13 protein-coding genes are annotated in these 20,401 nt (G+C 72.1%); 8 read left to right on the top strand and 5 right to left on the bottom strand.

Translation table 11 applies throughout. The annotated features are described in order from the left end of the window. The first annotated feature begins 17 nt into the window (after window positions 1–17). Complete coding sequence (locus ACQPZZ_RS28330) at window positions 18–944, top strand: SCO2521 family protein (protein ID WP_432924029.1); 927 nt, start codon at window positions 18–20, stop codon at window positions 942–944. 2 nt (window positions 945–946) lie between these two features. After that, window positions 947–1,927 carry a hypothetical protein gene (locus ACQPZZ_RS28335; protein ID WP_432924031.1) on the top strand — a complete coding sequence of 327 codons (981 nt, stop codon included), beginning with the start codon at window positions 947–949 and terminating at the stop codon, window positions 1,925–1,927. On the opposite strand, the gene ACQPZZ_RS28340 is transcribed toward ACQPZZ_RS28335, so the two are convergent. Continuing rightward, a complete protein-coding gene (locus ACQPZZ_RS28340; RefSeq protein WP_432924033.1) occupies window positions 1,890–3,104 on the bottom strand; it encodes an NAD(P)/FAD-dependent oxidoreductase in 1,215 nt (404 codons plus the stop codon). The genes ACQPZZ_RS28335 and ACQPZZ_RS28340 overlap by 38 nt on opposite strands. Before the next feature lie 266 nt (window positions 3,105–3,370). Here ACQPZZ_RS28340 and ACQPZZ_RS28345 point away from each other — a divergent pair, with 266 nt between their 5' ends. Continuing rightward, entirely contained in the window at window positions 3,371–4,162 is a 792-nt protein-coding gene (locus ACQPZZ_RS28345; RefSeq protein ID WP_432924035.1) for an SDR family NAD(P)-dependent oxidoreductase, read from the top strand. Between the two features lie 24 nt (window positions 4,163–4,186). Here ACQPZZ_RS28345 and ACQPZZ_RS28350 read toward each other — a convergent pair whose 3' ends face one another. The 3 genes from ACQPZZ_RS28350 to ACQPZZ_RS28360 all read right to left on the bottom strand — a co-directional run bounded on the left by ACQPZZ_RS28350 (window position 4,187) and on the right by ACQPZZ_RS28360 (window position 10,369). Continuing rightward, window positions 4,187–5,755, bottom strand: coding sequence for a glycoside hydrolase family 43 protein (locus ACQPZZ_RS28350; RefSeq protein ID WP_432924038.1), 1,569 nt, complete (start codon window positions 5,753–5,755; stop codon window positions 4,187–4,189). A 171-nt stretch (window positions 5,756–5,926) separates the two neighbouring features. Further along, on the bottom strand, window positions 5,927–8,959 hold the full coding sequence (locus ACQPZZ_RS28355; protein WP_432924040.1) for an endo-1,4-beta-xylanase: 3,033 nt from the start codon (window positions 8,957–8,959) through the stop codon (window positions 5,927–5,929). Between the two features lie 21 nt (window positions 8,960–8,980). Beyond that, window positions 8,981–10,369 carry a glycoside hydrolase family 5 protein gene (locus tag ACQPZZ_RS28360; protein WP_432924042.1) on the bottom strand — a complete coding sequence of 463 codons (1,389 nt, stop codon included), beginning with the start codon at window positions 10,367–10,369 and terminating at the stop codon, window positions 8,981–8,983. A 248-nt stretch (window positions 10,370–10,617) separates the two neighbouring features. Here ACQPZZ_RS28360 and ACQPZZ_RS28365 point away from each other — a divergent pair, with 248 nt between their 5' ends. Continuing rightward, window positions 10,618–11,628: a LacI family DNA-binding transcriptional regulator gene (locus ACQPZZ_RS28365; protein ID WP_363638414.1), complete on the top strand. Its 1,011-nt coding sequence runs from the start codon at window positions 10,618–10,620 to the stop codon at window positions 11,626–11,628. Between the two features lie 254 nt (window positions 11,629–11,882). Continuing rightward, on the top strand, window positions 11,883–13,859 hold the full coding sequence (locus tag ACQPZZ_RS28370) for an alpha/beta fold hydrolase (protein WP_432924044.1): 1,977 nt from the start codon (window positions 11,883–11,885) through the stop codon (window positions 13,857–13,859). Window positions 13,860–14,058: 199 nt separating this feature from the next. Here the strand turns inward: ACQPZZ_RS28370 and ACQPZZ_RS28375 are convergent, their stop codons facing one another. Continuing rightward, a complete protein-coding gene (locus ACQPZZ_RS28375) occupies window positions 14,059–15,285 on the bottom strand; it encodes an MFS transporter (protein WP_432924046.1) in 1,227 nt (408 codons plus the stop codon). 614 nt (window positions 15,286–15,899) lie between these two features. Between ACQPZZ_RS28375 and ACQPZZ_RS28380 the strand changes: the two genes are divergently transcribed. The 3 genes from ACQPZZ_RS28380 to ACQPZZ_RS28390 all read left to right on the top strand — a co-directional run bounded on the left by ACQPZZ_RS28380 (window position 15,900) and on the right by ACQPZZ_RS28390 (window position 20,352). Then, window positions 15,900–18,350, top strand: coding sequence for a DUF222 domain-containing protein (locus ACQPZZ_RS28380; protein WP_432924048.1), 2,451 nt, complete (start codon window positions 15,900–15,902; stop codon window positions 18,348–18,350). Window positions 18,351–18,493: 143 nt separating this feature from the next. Next, window positions 18,494–19,309 (top strand): copper resistance CopC family protein, encoded by an 816-nt coding sequence (locus ACQPZZ_RS28385; protein ID WP_432924050.1) that lies wholly within the window; start codon window positions 18,494–18,496, stop codon window positions 19,307–19,309. After that, entirely contained in the window at window positions 19,306–20,352 is a 1,047-nt protein-coding gene (locus ACQPZZ_RS28390) for a copper resistance D family protein (protein ID WP_432924052.1), read from the top strand. Before ACQPZZ_RS28385 ends, ACQPZZ_RS28390 begins: the two co-directional genes overlap by 4 nt. Window positions 20,353–20,401 lie beyond the last annotated feature (49 nt).

Raw genomic sequence — 20,401 nt, forward strand, 5'->3', positions numbered from 1 at the left:
AATATGAGGGCGGCCCGATGCTGGTGATCGGGGAAGTCCACACCGGGCTGCTGCAGGACTCCGGGGAGATCTCCGAGTCGACGTGCCGCCGGGTGCTCGGGCTCATGGCTGGGGAGACCGTGCGCGTCTCCCGCCGTCCCATCCTCCACGCGCTGTCGCCGGAGCGGCTGACCGGGGTGGACTGCGCGCTGCCCACCGCGTCCCGTTCCCGCATCAGGGGTGTCGGCACCGTCGTGTCCCGCTGTGCGGTGACCGGGGGCCGGGTGGCTCAGGGATCGTCGTACGCCCGGGTGGTGCGCTCGGAGGCCGACCGCAGGCTGCCCTGGTCGCACTACCTGGCCCGGCCGGGGGTCGTGGAGGTCCTGGGAAAGGCGAAGGCGGCCGACCTCGCCGAAGGGTTCACCGGCGACCCCGCGCCCGGCTGCCTCGATCTGGGGGCCGTCAGCGGGCGCTTCCTCGACCTCGTGCAGGCCTCCCCGCTGCTCGACCGGCGGGCCCCCTTCAAGATCCCGCGTACGACCCTGCGGTGGGTGGCCGAGACCGGCGAGCCGTCGATCCGCTTCACCCTGCACACCGAGCAGGAGCGGACGCTGCGCCTGACGCACCCCGGCCCGTTCACCTCCGCCGTGGTCGACCTGTGCGAGGACCTGGCGACGCACGACTGGCTGCTGACGTCGCTGCTGGTCATCGTCGAGCGGGCGCGGATCGGGGCGACGCCGGAGGCCCAGGGCGTGGCCCGCCTGGCGCCCGCCATCGACCACCTGCTGCACCTGTGGATGCCCGCCGCCCGGGTCGAGGAGTGGCTGACGCCGTTCTGGGACAGCCTGGAGCGGCGGCCGGGGTTCACCCGGCAGTGGCACTCCCTGGTCGACCGGGTCCGCGACCAGATCGCGATGAACACCCTGGCCCTGCTCAGCGCGACCGCCGAAGCCGGACGGAGATGACCGTGACCGGAGCAGCACCCGAGCCTCCCCCGTCGCTCGTCCCGAGGATCGTGCGCAAGGTCCTCGTGACGGTGCTCGTGGGCGGAGTGAGCTACCTCGTGAGCAACGCGCTCATCCACGGACCGAACGAGGACCTGTGGAGCCTGCTGCTCGCGACGTTCATCAGCGGCATCGTCTTCGTCGTGCAGTTCCTCACGGACGTGGACGACCAGCTCGAGACCGTGCTGCAGGAGCAGCGCAGGCAGCACACGAAGACCCACGACCTGGTGGCCGACAGCTTCGCCAAGATCAACGAGGCGAGCAAACTGTTCGGCGTCGTGGAGATGTCCGCGCTCGAGACCAGGGGCGTGGCCGAGCTGGTGCAGAACGCCGCCAAGATCCGCGACGACATGCCCGACCTCGTCAAGAGCCTGGTGCACCACGAGGTCACCCGGATGGCGAAGTTCCTCGGCGAGCTGTCCGACGGCAGGTACGCGCTGTACGAGGGCGAGGACCGCGACTGGCTGCTCGCGCTCGCGCGCAACACCCGGGTCAGCCTCGACGCGATCAGCCTGACCAGCGTGGACGCCCGCGACACGGAGTTCGGCGCCGGTTTCTGGCACACCGATCTCGGGCAGCGCTACGTCAAGCTCCAGCGCGATCTCGTCCAGCGCGGGGCGCGGGTGCGCCGGGTGTTCGTGGTGGATCGCTCCGAGCGGCTCGACTCCGAGGCGTTCCGCCGGGTGTGGAAGTGGCAGACCACGGTCGGGATCGAGGTGCGCACGCTCCTGCTCGCCGACGCGCCGCCCCTGTTGCGCGGCTCGCTGTCCGACTTCATCCTGTTCGACGGGGTCGTCTACTACGAGTCCAATCCGGCCCCGCAGGTCGGCGACGGCATCGCGCCGGTGATCCACAGCACGATCCTCGTACAGGATCAGGAGAGGGTGCGGGAGCGGGTCGAGCGGTTCACCGAACTGTGGGAGGCGGCGACACCGGCGGCGTAGCCGGGAGCGGCGCGGGCGGGAAGGGGCGGTCGGGCCGGCAGACCGCGAGCAGTTCCCTTTCCCTGGCGCCGGCGGTCCCGCCGACCAGGGCCGCCACCAGCTCGGCCGTGACGGGGGCGAGCGTGATACCGAGGCCGCTGTGCCCGGTGGCCGCCACGACCCTGCCGTGGTCGTCCACCGGGCCGAGGATCGGCATGTGGTCGGCGCTGCCCGGCCGCAGTCCGGCCCAGCGGCGGCCGATCGGCCAGGTGGCCGCCCTGGGCATGAGCGCGGCGACCCCCCGCCGGATCTCCTCGATCGCCGCGGCGGTCACGGTCACGTCTCCCACGTTCTCCTCGTAGGTGACGCCGACGGCCACCCTGCCGTCGTGCCGCGGGACGAGATAGGGGAAGTACTCCCGGCCGTCCTGCCTGATCTCCGCGAAGATGTGGTGGCGCAGCGGGTAGGTGCCGGCCCCGGGAGGACGCACGTCGAACGCCACGCCCTTGATCGGGAACAGGTGGGCGTGGTGGCGGGGCAGGAAGACCCCGCTGAGGTGGCCGGCCGCGACGACGGCCTTGTCCGCGGACACCCTGCGGCCGTCGTGGAGGTCCACCTCGACCCCGCCGGTCCCGGTCCGCAGACCGGTGGCGCGCACCGCGCTCAGCACCCGGATCGGGGTACGCCCGGACAGCACGGCCGTCGTCAGGGCGGCCATGAGCACCCGCGGGTCGAGCGCGAGCTCCTCCGGCAGCAGGAACCCGCCGACGACGCGCTCACTCAGCAGCGGTTCGAGACTTCTCGCGTCCGCCGCCGTCAGCCGCTCGACGGCGAACGGCGAGTTCTTCCACTGCGGCAGCACCTTGGTCTCCAGGCGCTCCATCTCGGCCTCGTCCAGCGCGACCTGGATGTCGCCGCCGTCCAGCACCGGGACCTCGACGCCGGAGGCGTCGCGGATGTCCTGCAGCCAGTCCGGGTAGATGTCGCGGCTGCGCTTGATGACGCTGCTGAGCGGGCCGAGGCAGGAAGGCTCCGTCTGGGTCAGGATGCCGCCCATGGCGCCGTCGGAGGCGCCGAGCCCGAGACGCTGCCCGGCGTCCACGAGCACCACGCTCGTGCCCCGCGCGGCCAGCCGGTGCGCGATCGCGCAGCCGATCACGCCACCACCGATGATCACGACGTCGCAGGTCTCAGGCACACGGGCTCCAATTCGCCGTCCCCTCGCTTCGACAGTAGGCGAGGGAGGGCCGTTCAAGAAGGCCACAGACGGGTGACCTCGCCGAACTGTACCGCGCGGCAATCTTGCGAGCCGGGAATTCCGCCGAGTCGCGCCGCGCCCGCTCGCGAGCTATTGAATGATCCGTACAATTGTGGCGACGGCCGCGCGGATCGCGACTCGATGGCCGGAACGAGAGAGCTTTGCGCCGATCCGGGCATGATGAACCCGGTCAGGAGGAGCAGCGCGTGAGGAAGACCGCCGTCGTCACGGGCGGGGCGTCGGGGATCGGGCGGGCCGTCGCCGCCGAGCTCGTACGGCGCGGCGTCCACGTCACGATCGCCGACGTCCGCTGGGCCGAGGACGCCGCCGAGGAGCTCGGCTGCGCGGGCGTCGTGTGCGACGTGTCCGACGCGGAGGCCGTACGAGAGCTGATCACCGGGGTGGCCGCCGCGCACGGCCGGCTCGACTTCCTGTTCAACAACGCCGGCATCGCGGTGGGCGGCCGGGCCGAGGAGTTCACGCTCGACCACTGGAACCGGACGATCGACGTGAACCTGCGCGGGGTCGTCCACGGGGTGCACGCGGCGTATCCGCTCATGATCGAGCAGGGCTATGGGCACATCGTCAACACCGCGTCGCTGGCCGGGCTGACCCCCGCGCCCATGATGCTGCCGTACACGGCGACCAAGCACGCCGTCGTCGGGCTGTCGCTCGCGCTGCGCGCCGAGGCGGCGGTGCACGGCGTGCGGGTCAGCGCCGTGTGTCCCGGGTTCATCGACACCCCGCTGCTGGACAACGCCAATCCCGGGCTGCCGCAGACCGAGATCGGCCTGCGCGCCCGCACGACGGCCGTGCGGGCCCAGGGCCGCCTGTATCCCGTGGAGTCGCTCGCCCGCGACGTGCTGCGCGGCGTGGCCAGGAACCAGGCGCTCATCGTCGCGCCCGCGTCCGCCCGCGCCACCTGGCGGGCCGTACGGCTGTCGCCCGCCCTGGCGGTGAGGGCGGCCGGCTCCGCCTTCCGCCGCATCATGCGCTGACTCCCCGCCGGAGTCCCCACCCGGTCACGGGCCGAGCGGCAGGTACTCGAACCAGTCGAACGCGGCGACGTTGGAGCTCGGGCGGCCGTTGGAGCTGGCGTACATGCCGACATAGGCGCCGGTGAAGCCGCCGGCCACGGCGGTGCTGAGGATCCTGCCGTCCACCGGGTCGCCGAGATCGGCCCACTCCCCCGGCGTCACGGCGTACCTGGCCTGGTAGGCCTGCCCGCGCGCCTCAACCCCGAGGTACAACCGCCTGTGGCCCGGCACCCGTACGGAGGCGAGCAGGTCGTCCCAGCCCGCCCTCCTGCGGACGAGTTCGAGACCGCGCGCGGTCCGCACGAGCAGCACGTGGTGGTCGTCGTTCTGCACCAGCGCGAGCCCGGCGCACTCGCCGGCCGCGGGGGTGAAGTCGAGCGCGGCGTGGACGGCGAAGTCCATGTGCTGCTGCCTGCGGGCGACCAGGCTCGGGTTGACCCGCTGGGCCAGCGTCTCCGGCCGCAGCCGCAGCCGCAGCCGGCTGTCGCCCAGACTCCAGTACGGCGTGCGCGGGGTGCGCAGGTGGTTCCAGACGGGCGAGAGCCGGTCGGTGTCGAAGTGGTCGCAGGCGGGGACGGCGGGCCAGCGGTGCTCGGGCAGCGCCGGCCCCTGTGCCACGGGCGCGACCTGCGCGGCGACCGGCCAGCCGTCCTCCCAGGTGACCCGGGTGAGGAAGGTCTCCCTGCCCAGGTTGTCGCCTCTCAGGTTGCCGGTGCCCGAGTCGCCGGGGGCGCCGTACGGCCGGGTGGCGAGCAGCACCGTCCACCACTCGCCGTCCTGGGTCTCCACCAGGTCGGCGTGGCCCGTGCAGGCGATGGGATGGCCGTGACCGAGATGCCGGTGGGTGAGGATCGGGTTGCGCGGGTTCGGCTCGTAGGGCCCGGTGACGTGATCGGCCCGGGCGACCACGACCGCGTGGTCGTACGACGTGCCGCCCTCCGAGGTCAGCAGGTAGTACCTGCCGCCGATCTTGTACAGGTGCGGGCCCTCCGACCACACGGCGCCCCGCTGGGCGGCCTCCCAGACGACCCGCTCCTCGCCACGCTGCTCCAGCGTGACCGGGTCGAGCTCCACGAGGTAGATCTCGTTGTCGCCGGGGTAGCGGCCCGGGTCCTTCTCCCTGGTGCCGGTGAGCCAGACCCGGCCGTCGTCGTCGAACAGCAGCGAGGGGTCGATGCCGCGGGTGCCGGGCAGCCATATGGGCTCGCTCCAGGGGCCCGCGGGGTCGGTCGCGGTGACGATGAAGTTGCCCCGCCCGTCCACCAGCGTGGTGACGACGTAGAAGACGCCGTCGTGGTGGCGGATGGTGGCGGCGTAGACACCGCCCGACGGCCGCATGCCGTCCAGGTCGAGCTGGGACGGGCGGTCGAGCACGTGCCCGAGCTGCCGCCAGTTGACCAGATCCCGGCTGTGGAAGACGGGCACCCCGGGGAACCACTCGAAGCTGGAGGTCACCAGGTAGTAGTCCTCGCCCACCCGGCACACCGATGGATCGGGGTGGAATCCGGGGATGACCGGATTGCGGTACTCCCACCCGTCGATTCCGTCGATCATTCGTTTCCTTCCCAAACGTGACGGGCCCGGTTCCCCCCGAGGGAACCGGGCCGACCGGCACGGACGCGGCGCCGGTGCCTTCCGGCGCGGGGCCTCCCTGCGCCAGGCCCTGAACCGGGACCCGCGCCGGGTCCGGTGCCGGAGCTCAGCGGCGGGGCTCAGCGGCGGGGCTCAGCGGCGGAGCTGGAGCACGCCCCAGTGACTGGTGTCCCGATATCCCTGCCCGGTGGCGTCGCTCCAGGTCACCGCGCTCGTCCGGGCGGCGCCCGTGGCGTCGTTGACCTGGACGTCGAAGCCGAGCAGCGTGCCGTCCGCCGGCGTGATCGTAGGCAGCTTCACGGCCGCCTCGATCACATAGCCGCCGGAGACGGTCTTGGCGGCGGCCTTCAGGTTGCCCTCGATGCCGGCGGGGTCGAGCGGACCCCCGACGCTGGTCCTGCCGGAGAAGCTGATCCGGTATTGACCGTCGTCGTCGCCGTATCCCCTGGTCTTGCCGTTGCCGGGGTTCACGAAGAACTCGACGGAGTCCTGCTCCCACGGGTTGGCCGGCTGCTCGCTGAGCGTGGGGTCGGCGACCTTCGCCAGCAGGTACAGCGTCCCGCCGCTCCACAGGGCCCGGACCCGGGCGGTCGCCCCGGACGTGCCCTGGAGCCACGTCGCGGTGCGGATCTCCGGCGCCGCCGCCCAGGCCGGGTCGGCGATCCCGTCGACCACCGGCTCCCGGCGGGGCGCGGTGGTCAGCTTCACCGCGGGCGTGGCCGTGACCTTTCCGGTCCAGGAGGTTTGCGAGCCGCCGGAGGCGTCCGTGACCGCAACGGCGACGTCGGTCCCGATCGGCAGCCGCGCCTCCACCCGGTAGCCGCCGGCCGTCTTCTTCACAGCCGCGTCGACGCCGCGCGGGTGGCCCCCGTCGCGCCGGACGGCGTACGGCGTGCCGTCCACGGTGAACGTGACCCGGTCGCCCCGGTCGTCGCTCGGGTCGCGCGCCTCGGCCAGGACGTACAGCCACGTGGCCGACGAGCGGGCCTGGAACCCGGCCGACACCTGGCCCACGCGGGCGACGGGGACGTCGGGCAGCAGATCCCATTCGAGATCGCGCTTTCCGTCCACCTTCGGCGTCGCGGCGGGAGCCTCCAGCCCGCGCACCAGCGGCGGCAGCTTCGCCGGGTCCGCGATCCCCCAGTACGCCGGCTTGGCCTGGAGCTCGTCGTCGAACGGCAGCGGCGCGTTCAGCCGGGTGATCGGGAAGGTCGACAGCCACGTGTCGTCGTCGGCCAGGCCCCACACGGTGACCGAGCTGAGCTGCGCCCTGTGCCTGCGGAAGACGTCGAACAGCTCCTTGTAGCGGTAGCCCTGCTCGGCGAGCACCTCGGCCGGCACCTCGTCGTAGGTGGAGACGAAGTCGGGATAGACGCTCACGTCCAGCTCGGTGACCTGCTGGTCCAGCTTGAGCGTGGCGAATCTCTCGATGGTGGCCTCGACCTCGGAGGCGGGCGGCTGCTCGATGTTGAGGTGGAGCTGGTGGCCGACGCCGTCGATCGGCACGCCCTCGGCCTTCAGCTTCTTCACCAGGTCGTACAACGCCTGCCGCTTGCGCGGGAACTCGGTGTTGTAGTCGTTGATGAACAGCTTGGCGGCCGGGTCGGTCTCGTGCGCGACGCGGAAGGCCGTGCGGATGAAGTCGAGGCCGGTGATCTGGAACCACTTCGACCGGCGCAGGCCGTCGGGCTGGTTCTCGTCGATAACCTCGTTGACCACGTCCCACACCGCGATCTTGCCCTTGTAGCGGCCGACCAGGGTCTTGACGTGGTTTTCCAGCCGCTTCAGCAGCAGCGCCCTGTCCTGCGCGGAGGAGGTGAGGTCGCGGTCGCCGTCCTTGAACACCCAGTCGGGCGTCTGGCTGTGCCAGGCGAGGGTGTGCCCGCGGAACGTGAGGCCGTGCTGGACGGCGTAGTTCACCAGGTAGTCGCCCTCGGCGAAGCCGAACTCGCCCTCGCGCGGCTCGGTCGCGTCCCACTTGAGGTCGTTGCCCGGCGTGATCCCGCCGAAGTGCTTGAGCAGCAGGTCGCCGTGCTCGCCGAGCGTCTGCGCGCGGGAGATCGCCGCCCCCAGGGTGAACGGCACCTCGTCCTTCAGCGAGGGGATGCCGGTCTGGATCGGCTTGGGCTCGACGTACGTCAGCGTGAAGTCGTCCAGGTAGAAGGGGAACGTGCCGTCGCCGGACTCCACGTAGACGCTGAGGAAGTCCACGTCGTGGGCGAGCGTGTAGGTGCCGGTGAGCTGCACCCACTGCCCCGCCGGGACCGCCTTCGGCGCGGCCACCCGCTCGTAGCTGGGCGTGCCGTTCGTCCTGCGCTCGATCGACAGGCCGAGGTCGCCCGCGGTCGTGTCCGGCCCGAGCCGCACCCAGGCCGACAGGGTGTACTTCGACCCCTTCGCCATCTTGCCCAGCACGCTGATCGCCGGGCCGTCCCAGGTGGCCGACCGGTTCGTCACCGCGAGGCTGCGGGTGCCGCCGTGCGCGGCCTCCGTGCTCGGCGTCAGGGACGCCGAGGCGCGCGGCGACCAGCCCTGCGCCGTGCCGGTCTCGAAGTCGGTGCTGAGCCCCGAGCGCGAGGGGTCGGTGTCGGAGGTGATGACGATGTCGTCGATGTAGTACTTCCCGGTGGCCTCGGAGCTCTCGGCGTAGAGCTGCAGGCCGGTGGAGTCGGCGCCGAAGGAGTAGGTGCCCGACAGCTCGACCCAGCCGGCGTCGGTCACGGTGGCGGCGGCCACCCGCTCGTAGGTGGTGTCTCCGCCGTCGGGGGTGCGCTGCATCGTCAGGGCGATCGTGCTCGACGGCTCCCCGCTCACCATCCGCGCGTACGCGGTCACCTGGTAGGTGACGCCCTTCTCGAAGGGCGGGCTGATGGACGCCCCGTGCCAGGTGGCGGTGCGGCCGGAGGTGAGCAGCGAGCGCGACCCCGAGTGCGCGGCGTCCGAGGTCGCGCCGACCTCGACCCCGTCGCCTCTGGGCCCCCATCCCTGGGCGGTGCCGTCTTCGAAGTCGTACTTCGCGACCTGCACGGCCGCGGCGCCGGCGGGAGCCGCACTCGCCACGACCGCCGGCAGTCCCATGAACGCACACAGCACGGCCGCGGCAGCGGGCCGGGCTGCGAACAGACGCAGCACGGCCGCGGCCGCGCGGGATCGGAGGCTGCGCATCGGGGGTCTCCTCGTGCCGCGCTAGTGCGCGGCCAGGTTGTCGGCCAGGTTGTCGGTGAGAAGCCTGATCAGTGGTTCACGCCGGATGCAGTCGCTCAGGGCGAAGGAGTCGGCGAGCGCGAGCAGCTCGCCGTCGTCCAGCCCGCGGAACAGATCGGCGTACTCGGGAAGCAGAGCCTGGGCGATGAGGATGTGCCGGATGAGGTCGTCGGTCTGGTAGCGGGCGCCCCACGGGTAAGGATCCCAGGACGGGAACTCGGTGTCGATCAGCCGGTGCAGCGGTGCCAGCTCGCCCGCCGTCTCCTCCATGGTCGAGCCCCACCGGTCGGCGCCGAGGCGCTTCTTCTTCTCGATGAACGGCCCGAACCGCTCCATGTACGACCCGCCGGCGCAGACCAGGCCCTGCAGCCCGACGTCCTTGTACGTCCAGAGCGACCAGCCGGCCTCGTGGGCGTCGAAGATCTCCAGCTGGTCGCGCAGGATCTGGTAGCGCTGCTCGTCCACGGAGGGGTCGCCGGCGTAGACGGGCCCGAACTCGCCGACCCAGATCGGCGTGCCGGTCTCGCGCTGGAACGCGGTGCGGCGGTCGAAGGCGCGCTCCAGCTCGTCGCGGTCGCACCACTCACCGCGCGTGTATCCCGGGTACGGCCCTCCGTGGGCGAAGCCGGCCAGCGCGTAGTCGTGGCAGACGAACACGGTGTTCTCGTAGACCTCGCGGAAGACCGAGAAGTCGGTCGAGTAGGTGTTTCCGTCGAGGAACAGGACGTGGGCGGGGTCGACCGCGCGCAACGCCTTGACCAGGCGGTCGTAGAACGGCCCGACCACCTGGCCGCTGGAGTCGCCCGGCTCGTTGACCGGGTTGTAGCCCGCCACCCACGGGTTGTCCTTGTAGCGGTCGGCCATCGCCTCCCACAGGTGAACCGCCCGGTCCTGGAAGTGCCGGTGCTGCCAGAAGGAGGCGACGTGGGTGGGATTGTCGGAGTGCCAGTGCTGGTTCTGCGCCCCCGGCAGCGCGTGCAGGTCGATGACGCTGTAGATGCCGCGCTCGCCGAGCATCCCGATCACCCGGTCGAGGTGGCGGAAGCCGTGCTCAATGATCTCCATGGGGCGGTCGTCCGCCTCGAAGTGGTGGTAGTTCACCGGGATCCGTACGCAGTTGACGCCCATGTCCCGCAGCAGGTCGGCGTCGGCCTCGGCGAAGAACGAGTTCAGGAAGCGGTCGAAGAACAGCTCGTAGCGGTCCTCTCCGAGCACCTCCCGCACCGCGGCGCGCATGGAGGACTCGTTGGCGGGGTAACCGGTGATGAAGTTCTCCATGTTGAGCCAGCCGCCGAGGCCGACGCCCCGGAGCCGGACCGTGCCGCCCGTCTCGTCCACCAGCCGGGATCCGGACACGCGCAGCAGCGTCATCGATTCTCCTCAATCCTCGAAACCCGCGGCGTGACCGGAGGGCGACGACTCCCGCCTCCTCCTCCGCTACCCGCTGCCGGTAGTCGTGCTGAAAGTTTCGGCTACTATCCGAATGTTTCGTGGTCGGGAGAATAAGTAAAGCTAAGGTCAAGCGTCAAGGGCGCTCCCGGCTTGATCACCGCGGTCCCGCGTCTCATCAGGCAGGAACCGGTTCGGGTACGCCGAAACTTTCGGCTACGATCTGTTTCATGCCAGTGAAGAGGCGGGTGACCATCGCCCAGATAGCGGAGGAGGCCGGAGTCTCCGTTCCGACCGTGTCCAAGGTGATCAACGGCCGTCCCGAGGTGGCGCCGGAGACCCGTCAGCGGGTGGAGCGCCTCCTGCAGAAGCACGGGTACCAGCGCCGGACGGGTCAGGGCGACGGCCCGGTCGGTTTACTGGACCTGGTGTTCGCCGAGATCGAGAGCCCGTGGGCCATGGAGCTGGTGCGCGGGGCCGAGCAGGCCGCGCACGAGGCCGCCGCGAGCGTGGTGATCTCCGTCCTGCACACCCACGCCGGCCCCGGCCGTGACTGGCTGGAGCGCATCGCGGCGCGGCGCACCGACGGCGTGATCATCGTCAGCTCCCGGCTGTCGGTACGGCAGCAGGGCCAGCTCAGCGCCCGCTCGATCCCGTTCGTCGTCGTCGACCCCGAGGGCGAGCCGCCGCCGGGGGTGGCCTCGGTCGGCGCGACCAACTGGCACGGCGGCCTGGCGGCCACGCGCCACCTCCTCGACCTCGGCCACGCCCGGATCGGCATGATCGGCGGCCCGCCGGACATGCTGTGCAGCCGGGCCAGGATCGACGGCTACCGGGCCGCGCTGGAGACCGCCGGGGTGTCCATCGACCCCGAGCTCATCCGATACGGCGACTTCCTGGTCAACTCGGGCCACGACGCCGGTCACGCGCTGCTCTCGCTGGACAACCCCCCGACCGCCATCTTCGCCGGCAGCGACATGCAGGCGTTCGGCGTGTTCGAGGCGGCCCGGCAGCGGGGCCTGCGGGTGCCCGAGGATCTCAGCGTGGTCGGCTTCGACGACCTGCCGCTGTCCCGGTCCGCGTGGCCGCCGCTGACCACCGTGCGCCAGCCCCTGGAGGAGATGGCCGCGCTGGCCGCGCGCATGGTGCTGGCGATAGGCCGGGGCGAGAACACCGAGGCCCGTCGCGTCGAGCTGTCCACCGACCTGGTGATCCGGGAGAGCACCGCCCGGCCCCGCTGACCCCTTCGGTCGTGCCCGCGCCCGAGCTCATGATCGTCCAAAATGGGGACGGTTGGACGAATGGGGGCGGGATGGCCGACGGACACGCTAAGGTTTCTGCGGATATCGCCGGGTTCGCGGGACGGGGCTGACGGTTGCGGAGTTGGGGTGGAGCAGCCGTCACGGCATTCGCCGCGGCGCTCGTGCTCCTGGGAGGTACCGGGTCGGCGGCCCTCGCGGCGCCGGTCCGCGAAGGGGCCGGGACGGTCCGGCCCGTGGCGTACGAATCGGCGGTTCACGCGTCGGCGGTTCACGCGTCGGCGGTTCACGCGTCGGCGGCGAGCGAGAGACCGGGCACGCGCGGCGAGCTGTCCGCACGGGCGTCGGCGACGCCGTCCGTCGAGGAGCACCCCTGCCCGGTCGCCGTGCCGTCCGGCACGACCTGCGGCTATCTCCTCGTCCCCGAGCGGCGTGACGTTCCCAACAGCAGGACCGTCAAGGTCGGCTACGCGGTGCACCGCGCATCCGGAAACGCCTCGGGCGATGACACGGAACAGGCCGGCGGGCAGGCGGCCGACCCGGTCGTCTACATGAGCGGCGGCCCGGCATCGGCCTCGCTGCAGCTCACCGGATTCCTCACGCAGATGTTCCCCGGCCGCGACGTGGTCGTCCTCGAACAGCGGGGCGGGCGCTACTCCGAGCCCAGGCTGAGCTGCCCCGAGATCGTCCGCGGCGTCGTGGACACCCTGCGCACGCCCGGGCCCGCGGCGGCCGAGACCGCCACGGTCACCCGGCAGGCGCTCGCCTGCCAGTCGCGCCTGGAGGCAGAGCACGTCGACCTGCGCGGCTACCGGACCGCCGAGATCGCGGCCGACGTCGTGGATCTGCGGATGGCGCTCGGCTACCCGCGCTGGTACCTGTTCGGCGTCAGCTACTCCACCCGGCCGATGCTGCTGGCGGCGGCGCGCGACCCGGAGGGCACCCGGGGGGTCGTGCTGGACTCCCTGCTTCCCCCACGCGCCCGTTGGTACGACGAGGCGTCCGCGGCGCTCTCGTCGACGATGACCAAGCTGGGGATCGGCGCCCGGTTCGACGCCATGGTGGCCGCGCTCAACGCCCACCCCGTGGCGTACGACACCCGGGACCCGCTCACCCGCGAGCGGCTGACCGTGCGGCTCAACGGGGACGACGTGGCGACGATCCTCGGTGAGGCGCTGCACGAGACCGACGTGATCCCGATCGTGCCGGCCCTCGTGGACGGGCTGGCCTCCGGGCGCACCGAACTGCTGCAGCCCCTGGTCGACGCGGCCGGCGACGGGCTGACCTCGCACGAGTGGGGCCTGTACTACGCCGTCCAGTGCCAGGACCAGGTGCCGTACAACTCCTTCCCCGGCTCGCGGGGACCCCGGCTGTTCACCGGGGTCGTCGACGCGGCGGTCTGCGACGCCTGGGGCCTGCCGGCGGCGCGGGCCGAAGCCGACCTGCTCAGCGCCGCCACCTCGGCGAACGCGGCCGGAACCGCCGGCGGCACCACGGACACCGGAGGCACGGCCGACGCGGGCGCGTCCGGCGGCCCCGACGACGCGGGCGCTTCCGGCGGCGCGGCGGCGGGCCGGGACGTCCCGCCGATCCTGGTCCTGGGCGGGGGATACGACCCCACCACCCCGCCGGAGGCCGCACATCAGGCGGTGTCGCCGGTGCCGGGCGCGCGGTTCGCCGAGTTCGCCGGAGTCGGGCACGCCGTCTTCCTGTCGAGCGCCTGCGGCCGCCGGACGATCGCCGCGTTCCTCGACGACCCGTCCGCGACCGGGCGTGTGTGCGCCGCCGGCGCCGCGCCGCACCGGATCGTGCGGCCGGGCGACCTCGCGCTCACCTCTTCGGTCTACCGGCTGTCCCGGTCGCCGGTCCCGCTGGCGGTTCCCGCGGCCTTCCTGCTCGTGTCGGTCGTCCAGCTCCTCGCGGGGCTGGTCTCCCTGGTGCGCAGGCGCGGCGGCGGGCTGAGCGCGCTCGCGGGCCTGGCCGGCGTCGTGATGTGCGGGCTTGCGGCGCTCAGCCTGTCGGCCGTCGAAGACTGGACCGTGCTGGCGATCGGAGTGCCGCACGCCCTGGCGTGGTACGGCCTGCTCGCCCTCGTCTCCACCGGCTTGTCGATCGTGGAGGCGTTCCGGCTGAACGCCGCCGCCGCGCGGATCATCCCCGCCCTGACCGGGCTGGCGCTCATCGCCTGGCTGTACGGCTGGCTGCTGGCCTGATCGAGCGAGAAGTAAAAGGAAAGTTTCCTATCAGAAAGCGTTGACGAGGCAGCCCAAAGAGGCCTACCTTCCGATCAACCACCGCCACGCGCGGATGTCCGACGGCGACCCGCCAGGACGTACGGCGTGGCCTCCGGGCCGCGCCGGACCGGTGACACCGGTGCGGCCCGGGGCCGATGCCCCGCTCAACTGCCCGCGCTCAACTGCCCGCGCTCCGGGCGCGGCGGGCGACGTTCCGGGTGACCGGCAGCAGCCCCCCGACCGAGGCCAGCATGCCGGCGACGATGAGCGGCACGACGGCCGCGAAATCGGACGCACCCGCGACGAGACCGAACAGCGGGGGGCCGAGAAGCGCGCCCACGCTGCCCATCTGGGCCACCATGCCGTTGCCCACATCGGCATGGTCGAGACGCTCCAGCACGAGGGGAAGAGCGGCGAAGACGAAGGCGCCCAGCAGCCCGTTCTCCAAGGAGACGACGCCCGCGCCGACCGCCGCGGCGGCCAGGGAACCGTCGGAGCCGTAAGCGAGCCAGGCCCCCGGCACGACCAGCAACCCCGACGCGGCGAGCACGGCGAGCGGCACACCCCGCCGCAGCAGGACTCCCACCGACACCCCACCGAGGACGCCGACGAACGAGATCGCCGAGGTCAGAGCCCCGGCGGCGCCGGCGGAGCTGCCGTGCCTGTCGATCAGCAGCGTGGGCAGCAGCACGACCACCGGCATCGTCACCAGCACCATCAGGCAGAAGGACGCGGTGAGCAGAGCCGGCCACGCCAGCGCCCGCGCGCCGGGCACCGGCCCGGCGACCGCGGCGGTGGCGGGCGTCCGCGGCAGCCGCACCCGGACGGCCACCGCTGTCAGCAGCGTCAGCCCCGCGATCAGCAGCACCCAGCCGCGCCAGCCGAGGGCCGCGCCGGCGGCGCCGCCTGCGAGAGTGCTCACGCCGATGCCGACCGGGACGAACGTCGCCCAGATGGACAGAGCGACCCCCCGGTCGCGCTCCTCCGCGAGATGGAGAATCAGCGCAGGACAGGCGATGGAGACCACGAGATAGCCGGCACCTTCGGCGAAGCGGGCGGCCAGCAACCAGGCGAAGCTCCCCGCGGCCGCGCTCAGCGCGCTCGCCACCACCATCAGCGCCAGGGCGGCGATCAGCGATCTGCCCGCGCCGAACCGGCGGACCAGATATCCGGCGGGCAGCCCGGCCACGGCTCCCACGCCGACCACCGCCGAGATCACCCAGCCCAGTTGCGACAACGACAGCCCGAGCTGATCGGCCACCGCCGGACCGACCGAGGAGAACTTGCCGTAGCTCATCGCCGCCACGACCCCGGCCACATAGACGACGATGATCGTCAACCACTGCGAGCGCCGGATCGGCGCCTCACCCCGCTCGGACTCACCTACGGTCGGCTGGGGGGTCATCAGCTCTCCTTCACCGAGTGGTCGCAACGGATACACCGCTCCGAGTGCCGGATTCGAACCATCCACACTCAATCAGGAGAACGCGTACGCCGCCCGGCACATCACCGGAACCGATCACCACGGCACGCTTCGCAGCCGTCACCTGTAACTCCAACAATTCGAGCTGTGCGATTGTTGGGAGCAACAAGGCCATGAAAAAATTCGTACAAGCGTTCGGGATGATTGGGGGCGTGATGGATTTGTTCGAATGTGATCCTGTCCATCCCCGTCGCCTGAATGACGTCGACGGCGATTGGTGGGCTCGGCTGACCGCCCATTCGCCCTTGTGGGCGTCCAAAGGTCCCTGCACCTGCGGCTGTGGGGTCAGGAACGAAGGGGTCTCGAATTGCAGTGGCAGCGGCCCCGCCGGCAACGACGGGGAGGCCTGCGGTGCCGGTGCTGCCACCGATGACGCCGCGGCCGGTAGCACCGCTGGTGCCGCTGGTAGCGGCGGTGCCGGCGGTGGCGGTGGTTGCGCTACGGGCGGCGCCGATGGTCACAGTGCAAACAGTGCGGATGGTGGTGCGGGTCGGGGCCGGGGCCGTTCGTCGGGGGTCCGTTCGTCGTGGGTGTTGGTGGCCTCGTTGCGGGAGTCGGCGCAGGCGTTGGCGCTGGCGCCGGTTGCGGACGATGCCGGCATCTGCCTGGCCGAGGCCGAGGACTTGATGTTCGCCCGCGATCGGATTACCTCGGCGTTGGCGGATCGGGTGGGGCGGGTGCATCGGGCGGGGCAGGCCAGGCAGCATGGGCATGCCTCGACCCGCAGTTGGTTGCGTACCGCGGGTGGGTTGAGTGTGGCGGGGGCGGGCCGGCTGCTGACGTTGGGCGTGCAGTTGGCGCGGTTGCCGCGGGTGCGGGAGGCGTTTGCGGGCGGGGAGCTGTCGGCGGGGGTGGTGGAGGCCGTCTGTATGGCCACCGAGCATCTGACCGGTGAGCAGGTGGGGCTGGCTGAGCCGATTTTGTTGGAGTTGGCGGGCCGGGCGGGGCCGGCGGAGGTGGCCAGGGCGGGCCGGTATCTGCGGGCGGTGCTGGACCCTGATGGGGACGAGCGTGATGAGCGGGCCGATTACGGGCGGCGGTTTCTGCGGGTCCGCCCCGGCAGAGGTGGCGGGCTGGAGGGGGAGTTTTATCTGCCGCGTGAGGCGGCCGCCCGGTTGCGGGCGTTGCTGGACGCCTATGCCCGGCCCCGGGCGGAGGGTGATGACCGGCCGCTGCGGGTACGTCAGGCCGATGCGTTGATCGCGTTGCTGGAGCAGAAGATCGTCGCTGAGCTTCTGGTACTGGTCAACGCCGAGTCCCTCCCCACCGACCCGGTCACCGACCCCGCCACCGACACCGCCCCTGACCCGGTCGACGATCCCGTCCCCGACACCGTCCACGACCAGGGCGACCAGGGCGACCAGGACGACGACGCCAACCACCCCGAGGACGCTGGCGCCACCGTCCCCAACCCGGCCAACGACACCGGCCCCGCCCCCGACACCGTCCCCGACCAGAGCGACCAGGACGACGACGCCAACCACCCCGGGGACGCCGCCGACACCACCGACACCGAGGCGACCGAGAACCACGAGGACACCGAGGACACCGGCATCAGCGACGCCGCTGGCGCGGATGGCTCGGATGACGTGAGTGACGCGGATGATGCGGGTGGCGTTGACGTCGTTGACGCTGACGGCCGGGGTGATGACCTTTGCGATCGCACGGAGACTACCGAGCCCGCCGCCCCCGAGCGTGCAGAGCCCGAGCTCGCCGCCCCCGAGTCGGCCGCCCCCGAGCTCATCAAGCCAGTCGAGTCCGTGGGACCCGCCGGGCTCATCGAGCCCGCCGAGGAGGCGGTGTGCTCTGCGTCCGGCGAGGCCGAAGGAACGGACGCGGTCGCTCCGGGTGCCGGTGCCGCTGGACTCGGTGACGCGGCCGAATACGCGCAGCCGGAGGGCAACGAGCCGGAAAGCAGGCAGCAGGAAGGGACACAGCCCGAGGGGACGCGGCCGGAGGGGACGCGGTCGGAGGGGACGCGGTCGGAGAAGGCGCGGTCGAGCGAGCCACAGCAGAGCGGGTCACGGTCGGGTAGGTCACGCTGGGATGAGTGTCGACCGCCGGATCCTTCTTCCGGGGGCACCTCTGCCCGTCACGCCCACGCCGGGCCTCGGCCCGCGGGGGAATCCCGGCATGGGCTGGGCACGCCTGAGGCCCATGGCGATGTGCGCGGCGGGCAGCGCCGGCATGGCCTGGGCACGTGCGAGGACCACGGTTGTGACAACCATGGCCGTGAGGACCACGGTTGTGAGGACCACGGTTGTGAGGACCACGGCCACGGGCGCCGGGGGCACGGCGAGAGCGCGTGCGGGTGCGGTGGTGGGGCACGACGCTCGTCGAGCGAGCCGCCGGGGACACCACCGGGACTACCGGAAGGAGCGTCGCAGACGCCGCCCGCAGGGCCGGATCCAAAGCAGGGGTCAGCCCCGGTGACAGGGCTGGGTCCAGACCCGGCGACAGAGCCGGGGGCAAATTCGGGGCAAGGGCCGGGAGCAGATCCAGGGGCAGACCCGATGACAGGGCCGGGAACATGGCCGGGAACATGGCCGGGGGCCTTGGTGGGGGCGTTGCTGGGCAGGGCCCCGGGGTTGCTTCTGGCCACCGGGCAGGTGCTGCCCGTCTCCGGCGTGCACCGCCTGGCCCGCACCTCCACCCTGGTACGCCTGGTCATGAACGCCGACGGACAGGTCCTCGACATGGGCCGAAAAGTCAGACTGGCCACCCCGGCCCAGCGACGGGCGATCTTCGCCCGCTACGCCACCTGCTGGATCGACGGCTGCCCACTACCCGCGACCATGTGTCAGATCGACCACGCCGACAACTGGAGCACCGGCGGGCTCACGGACCTGAAGCTGCTCGGCCCGGCCTGCCAGTTCCACAACCGCGACCGCTACCAGCACCCCGAGCGCTACACCCGCCACACAACCGGCAAAGACCGCTGGACCTTCACCTACCATCAACCCACCCGAGCCCGGCGCACCGGATGAACTCCGGACATGGGCCCGGTGAGGGCGGGGCGGCGAGGGGCCGTGACCAGCGGCATGCTCGCGAGCGAAGGCCACGGCATGCGGGGGCCGCGATCAATGGGACCATGGCTGGGTCGGCGCCCGGTGAAAGGAAGGCAAGGCAGGTGGACCAGGTCGTCCGGATGTGCAACGACGCCCCGACCACGCGCGCGGTTCGGCGAACGACGGGGCGGACCGCCCCGTCAACGGCGGCCGTGCGCGGCGTCTCGACGCGTGGCCGTCTGTGGGTGCTCGCCGCACCGCTACTGGCCCTGCTCACGGTGATGCTGGCCGCGACGCCCGCGCAGGCGCACGACGTGCTCGTCGCCAGCGATCCCAAGGACGGCGCGGTCCTCGGCGCGATGCCCGCCTCCGTCACGCTCACCTTCGATCAGGCCGTGCGCCGCGACTTCGCGAGGATCGCCGTCACCGGGCCGGACGCCGCTCATTACGAGCAGGGCGAGATCAGGGTGGACGGCAGGAACGTCTCCGTCGGCGTACGGACGGGCACCCCCGCGGGCGCTTACGCCATCGGCTACCGCATCGTGTCCAACGACGGCCATCCGGTCACCGGCACCGTGACGTTCAGCGTGACCGGCGGGGGGGCGACGCCCGGGGCGGTCAGTGCGCCGACTGCCACCCCGGCGCCCGGCGCGGCGGTCCCCGGCACAACGACGACCGGCACGACGACGACCGGCACAGCGACGATCAGCCAGGGCGGCGGAAGCTGGGTGTGGGGGCTGCTTGCCGTCACCGCCGCCCTGCTGGCGCTGTGTACGCGGGTGCTCGCACGCCACGACCGGCGCATGCGCGACGGGACGGTCCAGGCTCATCCGGCGGCGGTGACGGCGCGGACGGCCTCTCCGGCCGGAACAGAACCGGCCGGAACAGAACCGGCCGGCGCGAAGACCGGCGGCGCGAAGACGGAGGGAACGGCGTGACCACGACCTCGGAACGTCATATTCCGACGGGCCGGTCCGCCTCGGCTGCCGAGCACGCCCGCGCCCGGGTCCCGGCGGCGGGGCTGGCCGCCGGCGGCGTCCTCGCGGTCGTGATCGCGACCTGGCTCACCCTGCCCGGAACGGTGCCGGGACTCCCCATGCCGGGCACGATCGTGGAGTACGGGCTGCCGGTCGTCCGGCTCGTGCTCGACCTGGCCGCCACCGCGACCGTCGGACTCAGCCTGCTCCCCAAGCTCCTCGGCTTCGACGACCCGGACCGGACCGAGCCGGTCGCCGCCAGGGCCCGTCACTGGGCCGTGCTGTTCTCGCTGGTCTGGTGCGCGGCGGCGCTCGTGTCGGCCGTCCTCAGCGCCGCCGAGATCACCCCGGGCGCGTTCCCCGACGTGGCGGCGTACGTCGACGGCATCGGCGCGGGCCAGGGCATGATTGTGAGCGCGTCGTGCGCCCTGGCCAGCGCGGCTGTGGGCATGCTCGCGGTGCGGTTCGGCGAGAAGGTGCCGGCCGAGCTGCGGGTGCTCGTCGCCGGGTTCGGGCTGCTGCCGCTCCCGGTCACCGGGCACGCCTCGAACTGGTACTGGCACGACCTCAGCATGGTCTCGATGGAGTTGCACGTCATCGGCGCCTGCGCATGGGTGGGCGGCCTGGTCGCGCTCGCCGTGCTGTTGCCGCGCCATCGCGACCTGCTCGCCCGCACCCTGCCCCGGTTCTCCCGGCTGGCGACGTACGCGCTGATCGTCGTGGGACTGTCGGGGCTCTTCAACGGTCTGGTGGAGCTTCTGCTCACGCCCGGCGAGAGCTTCCCCGCGTCGCTGTTCACGACGGGGTACGGCCGGCTCGTGGTCGCCAAGGCGGTGTTCACCGGGGTGATCGCACTGCTCGGGGCCAACATCCGCTGGCGGCTGCTGCCCGCGGTCACGCGCCGGACCCCGACGGCGTTCGCCGCCTGGGCGGCTCTGGAGCTGACGGTGATGGGCCTCGCGTACGGCGTCGCGGTCGCGCTGACCAAGACCCCGGTAGCCTGACCCGCTGCCCTGACCTGCTCGTCCTGTCCCCGTACCCGCCCCGCGTCCT

Source organism: Microbispora sp. CA-135349 (genome assembly GCF_050947365.1).
In the GTDB taxonomy this organism is placed as follows: Bacteria; Actinomycetota; Actinomycetes; order Streptosporangiales; family Streptosporangiaceae; genus Microbispora.

Coding starts and splice junctions, on each gene's coding strand:
- ACQPZZ_RS28330 (WP_432924029.1), top strand. CDS start 18: ATGCTGGTGATCGGGGAAGTCCACACCGGGCTGCTGCAGGACTCCGGG.
- ACQPZZ_RS28350 (WP_432924038.1), bottom strand. CDS start 5,755: ATGATCGACGGAATCGACGGGTGGGAGTACCGCAATCCGGTCATCCCC.
- ACQPZZ_RS28355 (WP_432924040.1), bottom strand. CDS start 8,959: ATGCGCAGCCTCCGATCCCGCGCGGCCGCGGCCGTGCTGCGTCTGTTC.
- ACQPZZ_RS28360 (WP_432924042.1), bottom strand. CDS start 10,369: ATGACGCTGCTGCGCGTGTCCGGATCCCGGCTGGTGGACGAGACGGGC.
- ACQPZZ_RS28365 (WP_363638414.1), top strand. CDS start 10,618: ATGCCAGTGAAGAGGCGGGTGACCATCGCCCAGATAGCGGAGGAGGCC.
- ACQPZZ_RS28375 (WP_432924046.1), bottom strand. CDS start 15,285: ATGACCCCCCAGCCGACCGTAGGTGAGTCCGAGCGGGGTGAGGCGCCG.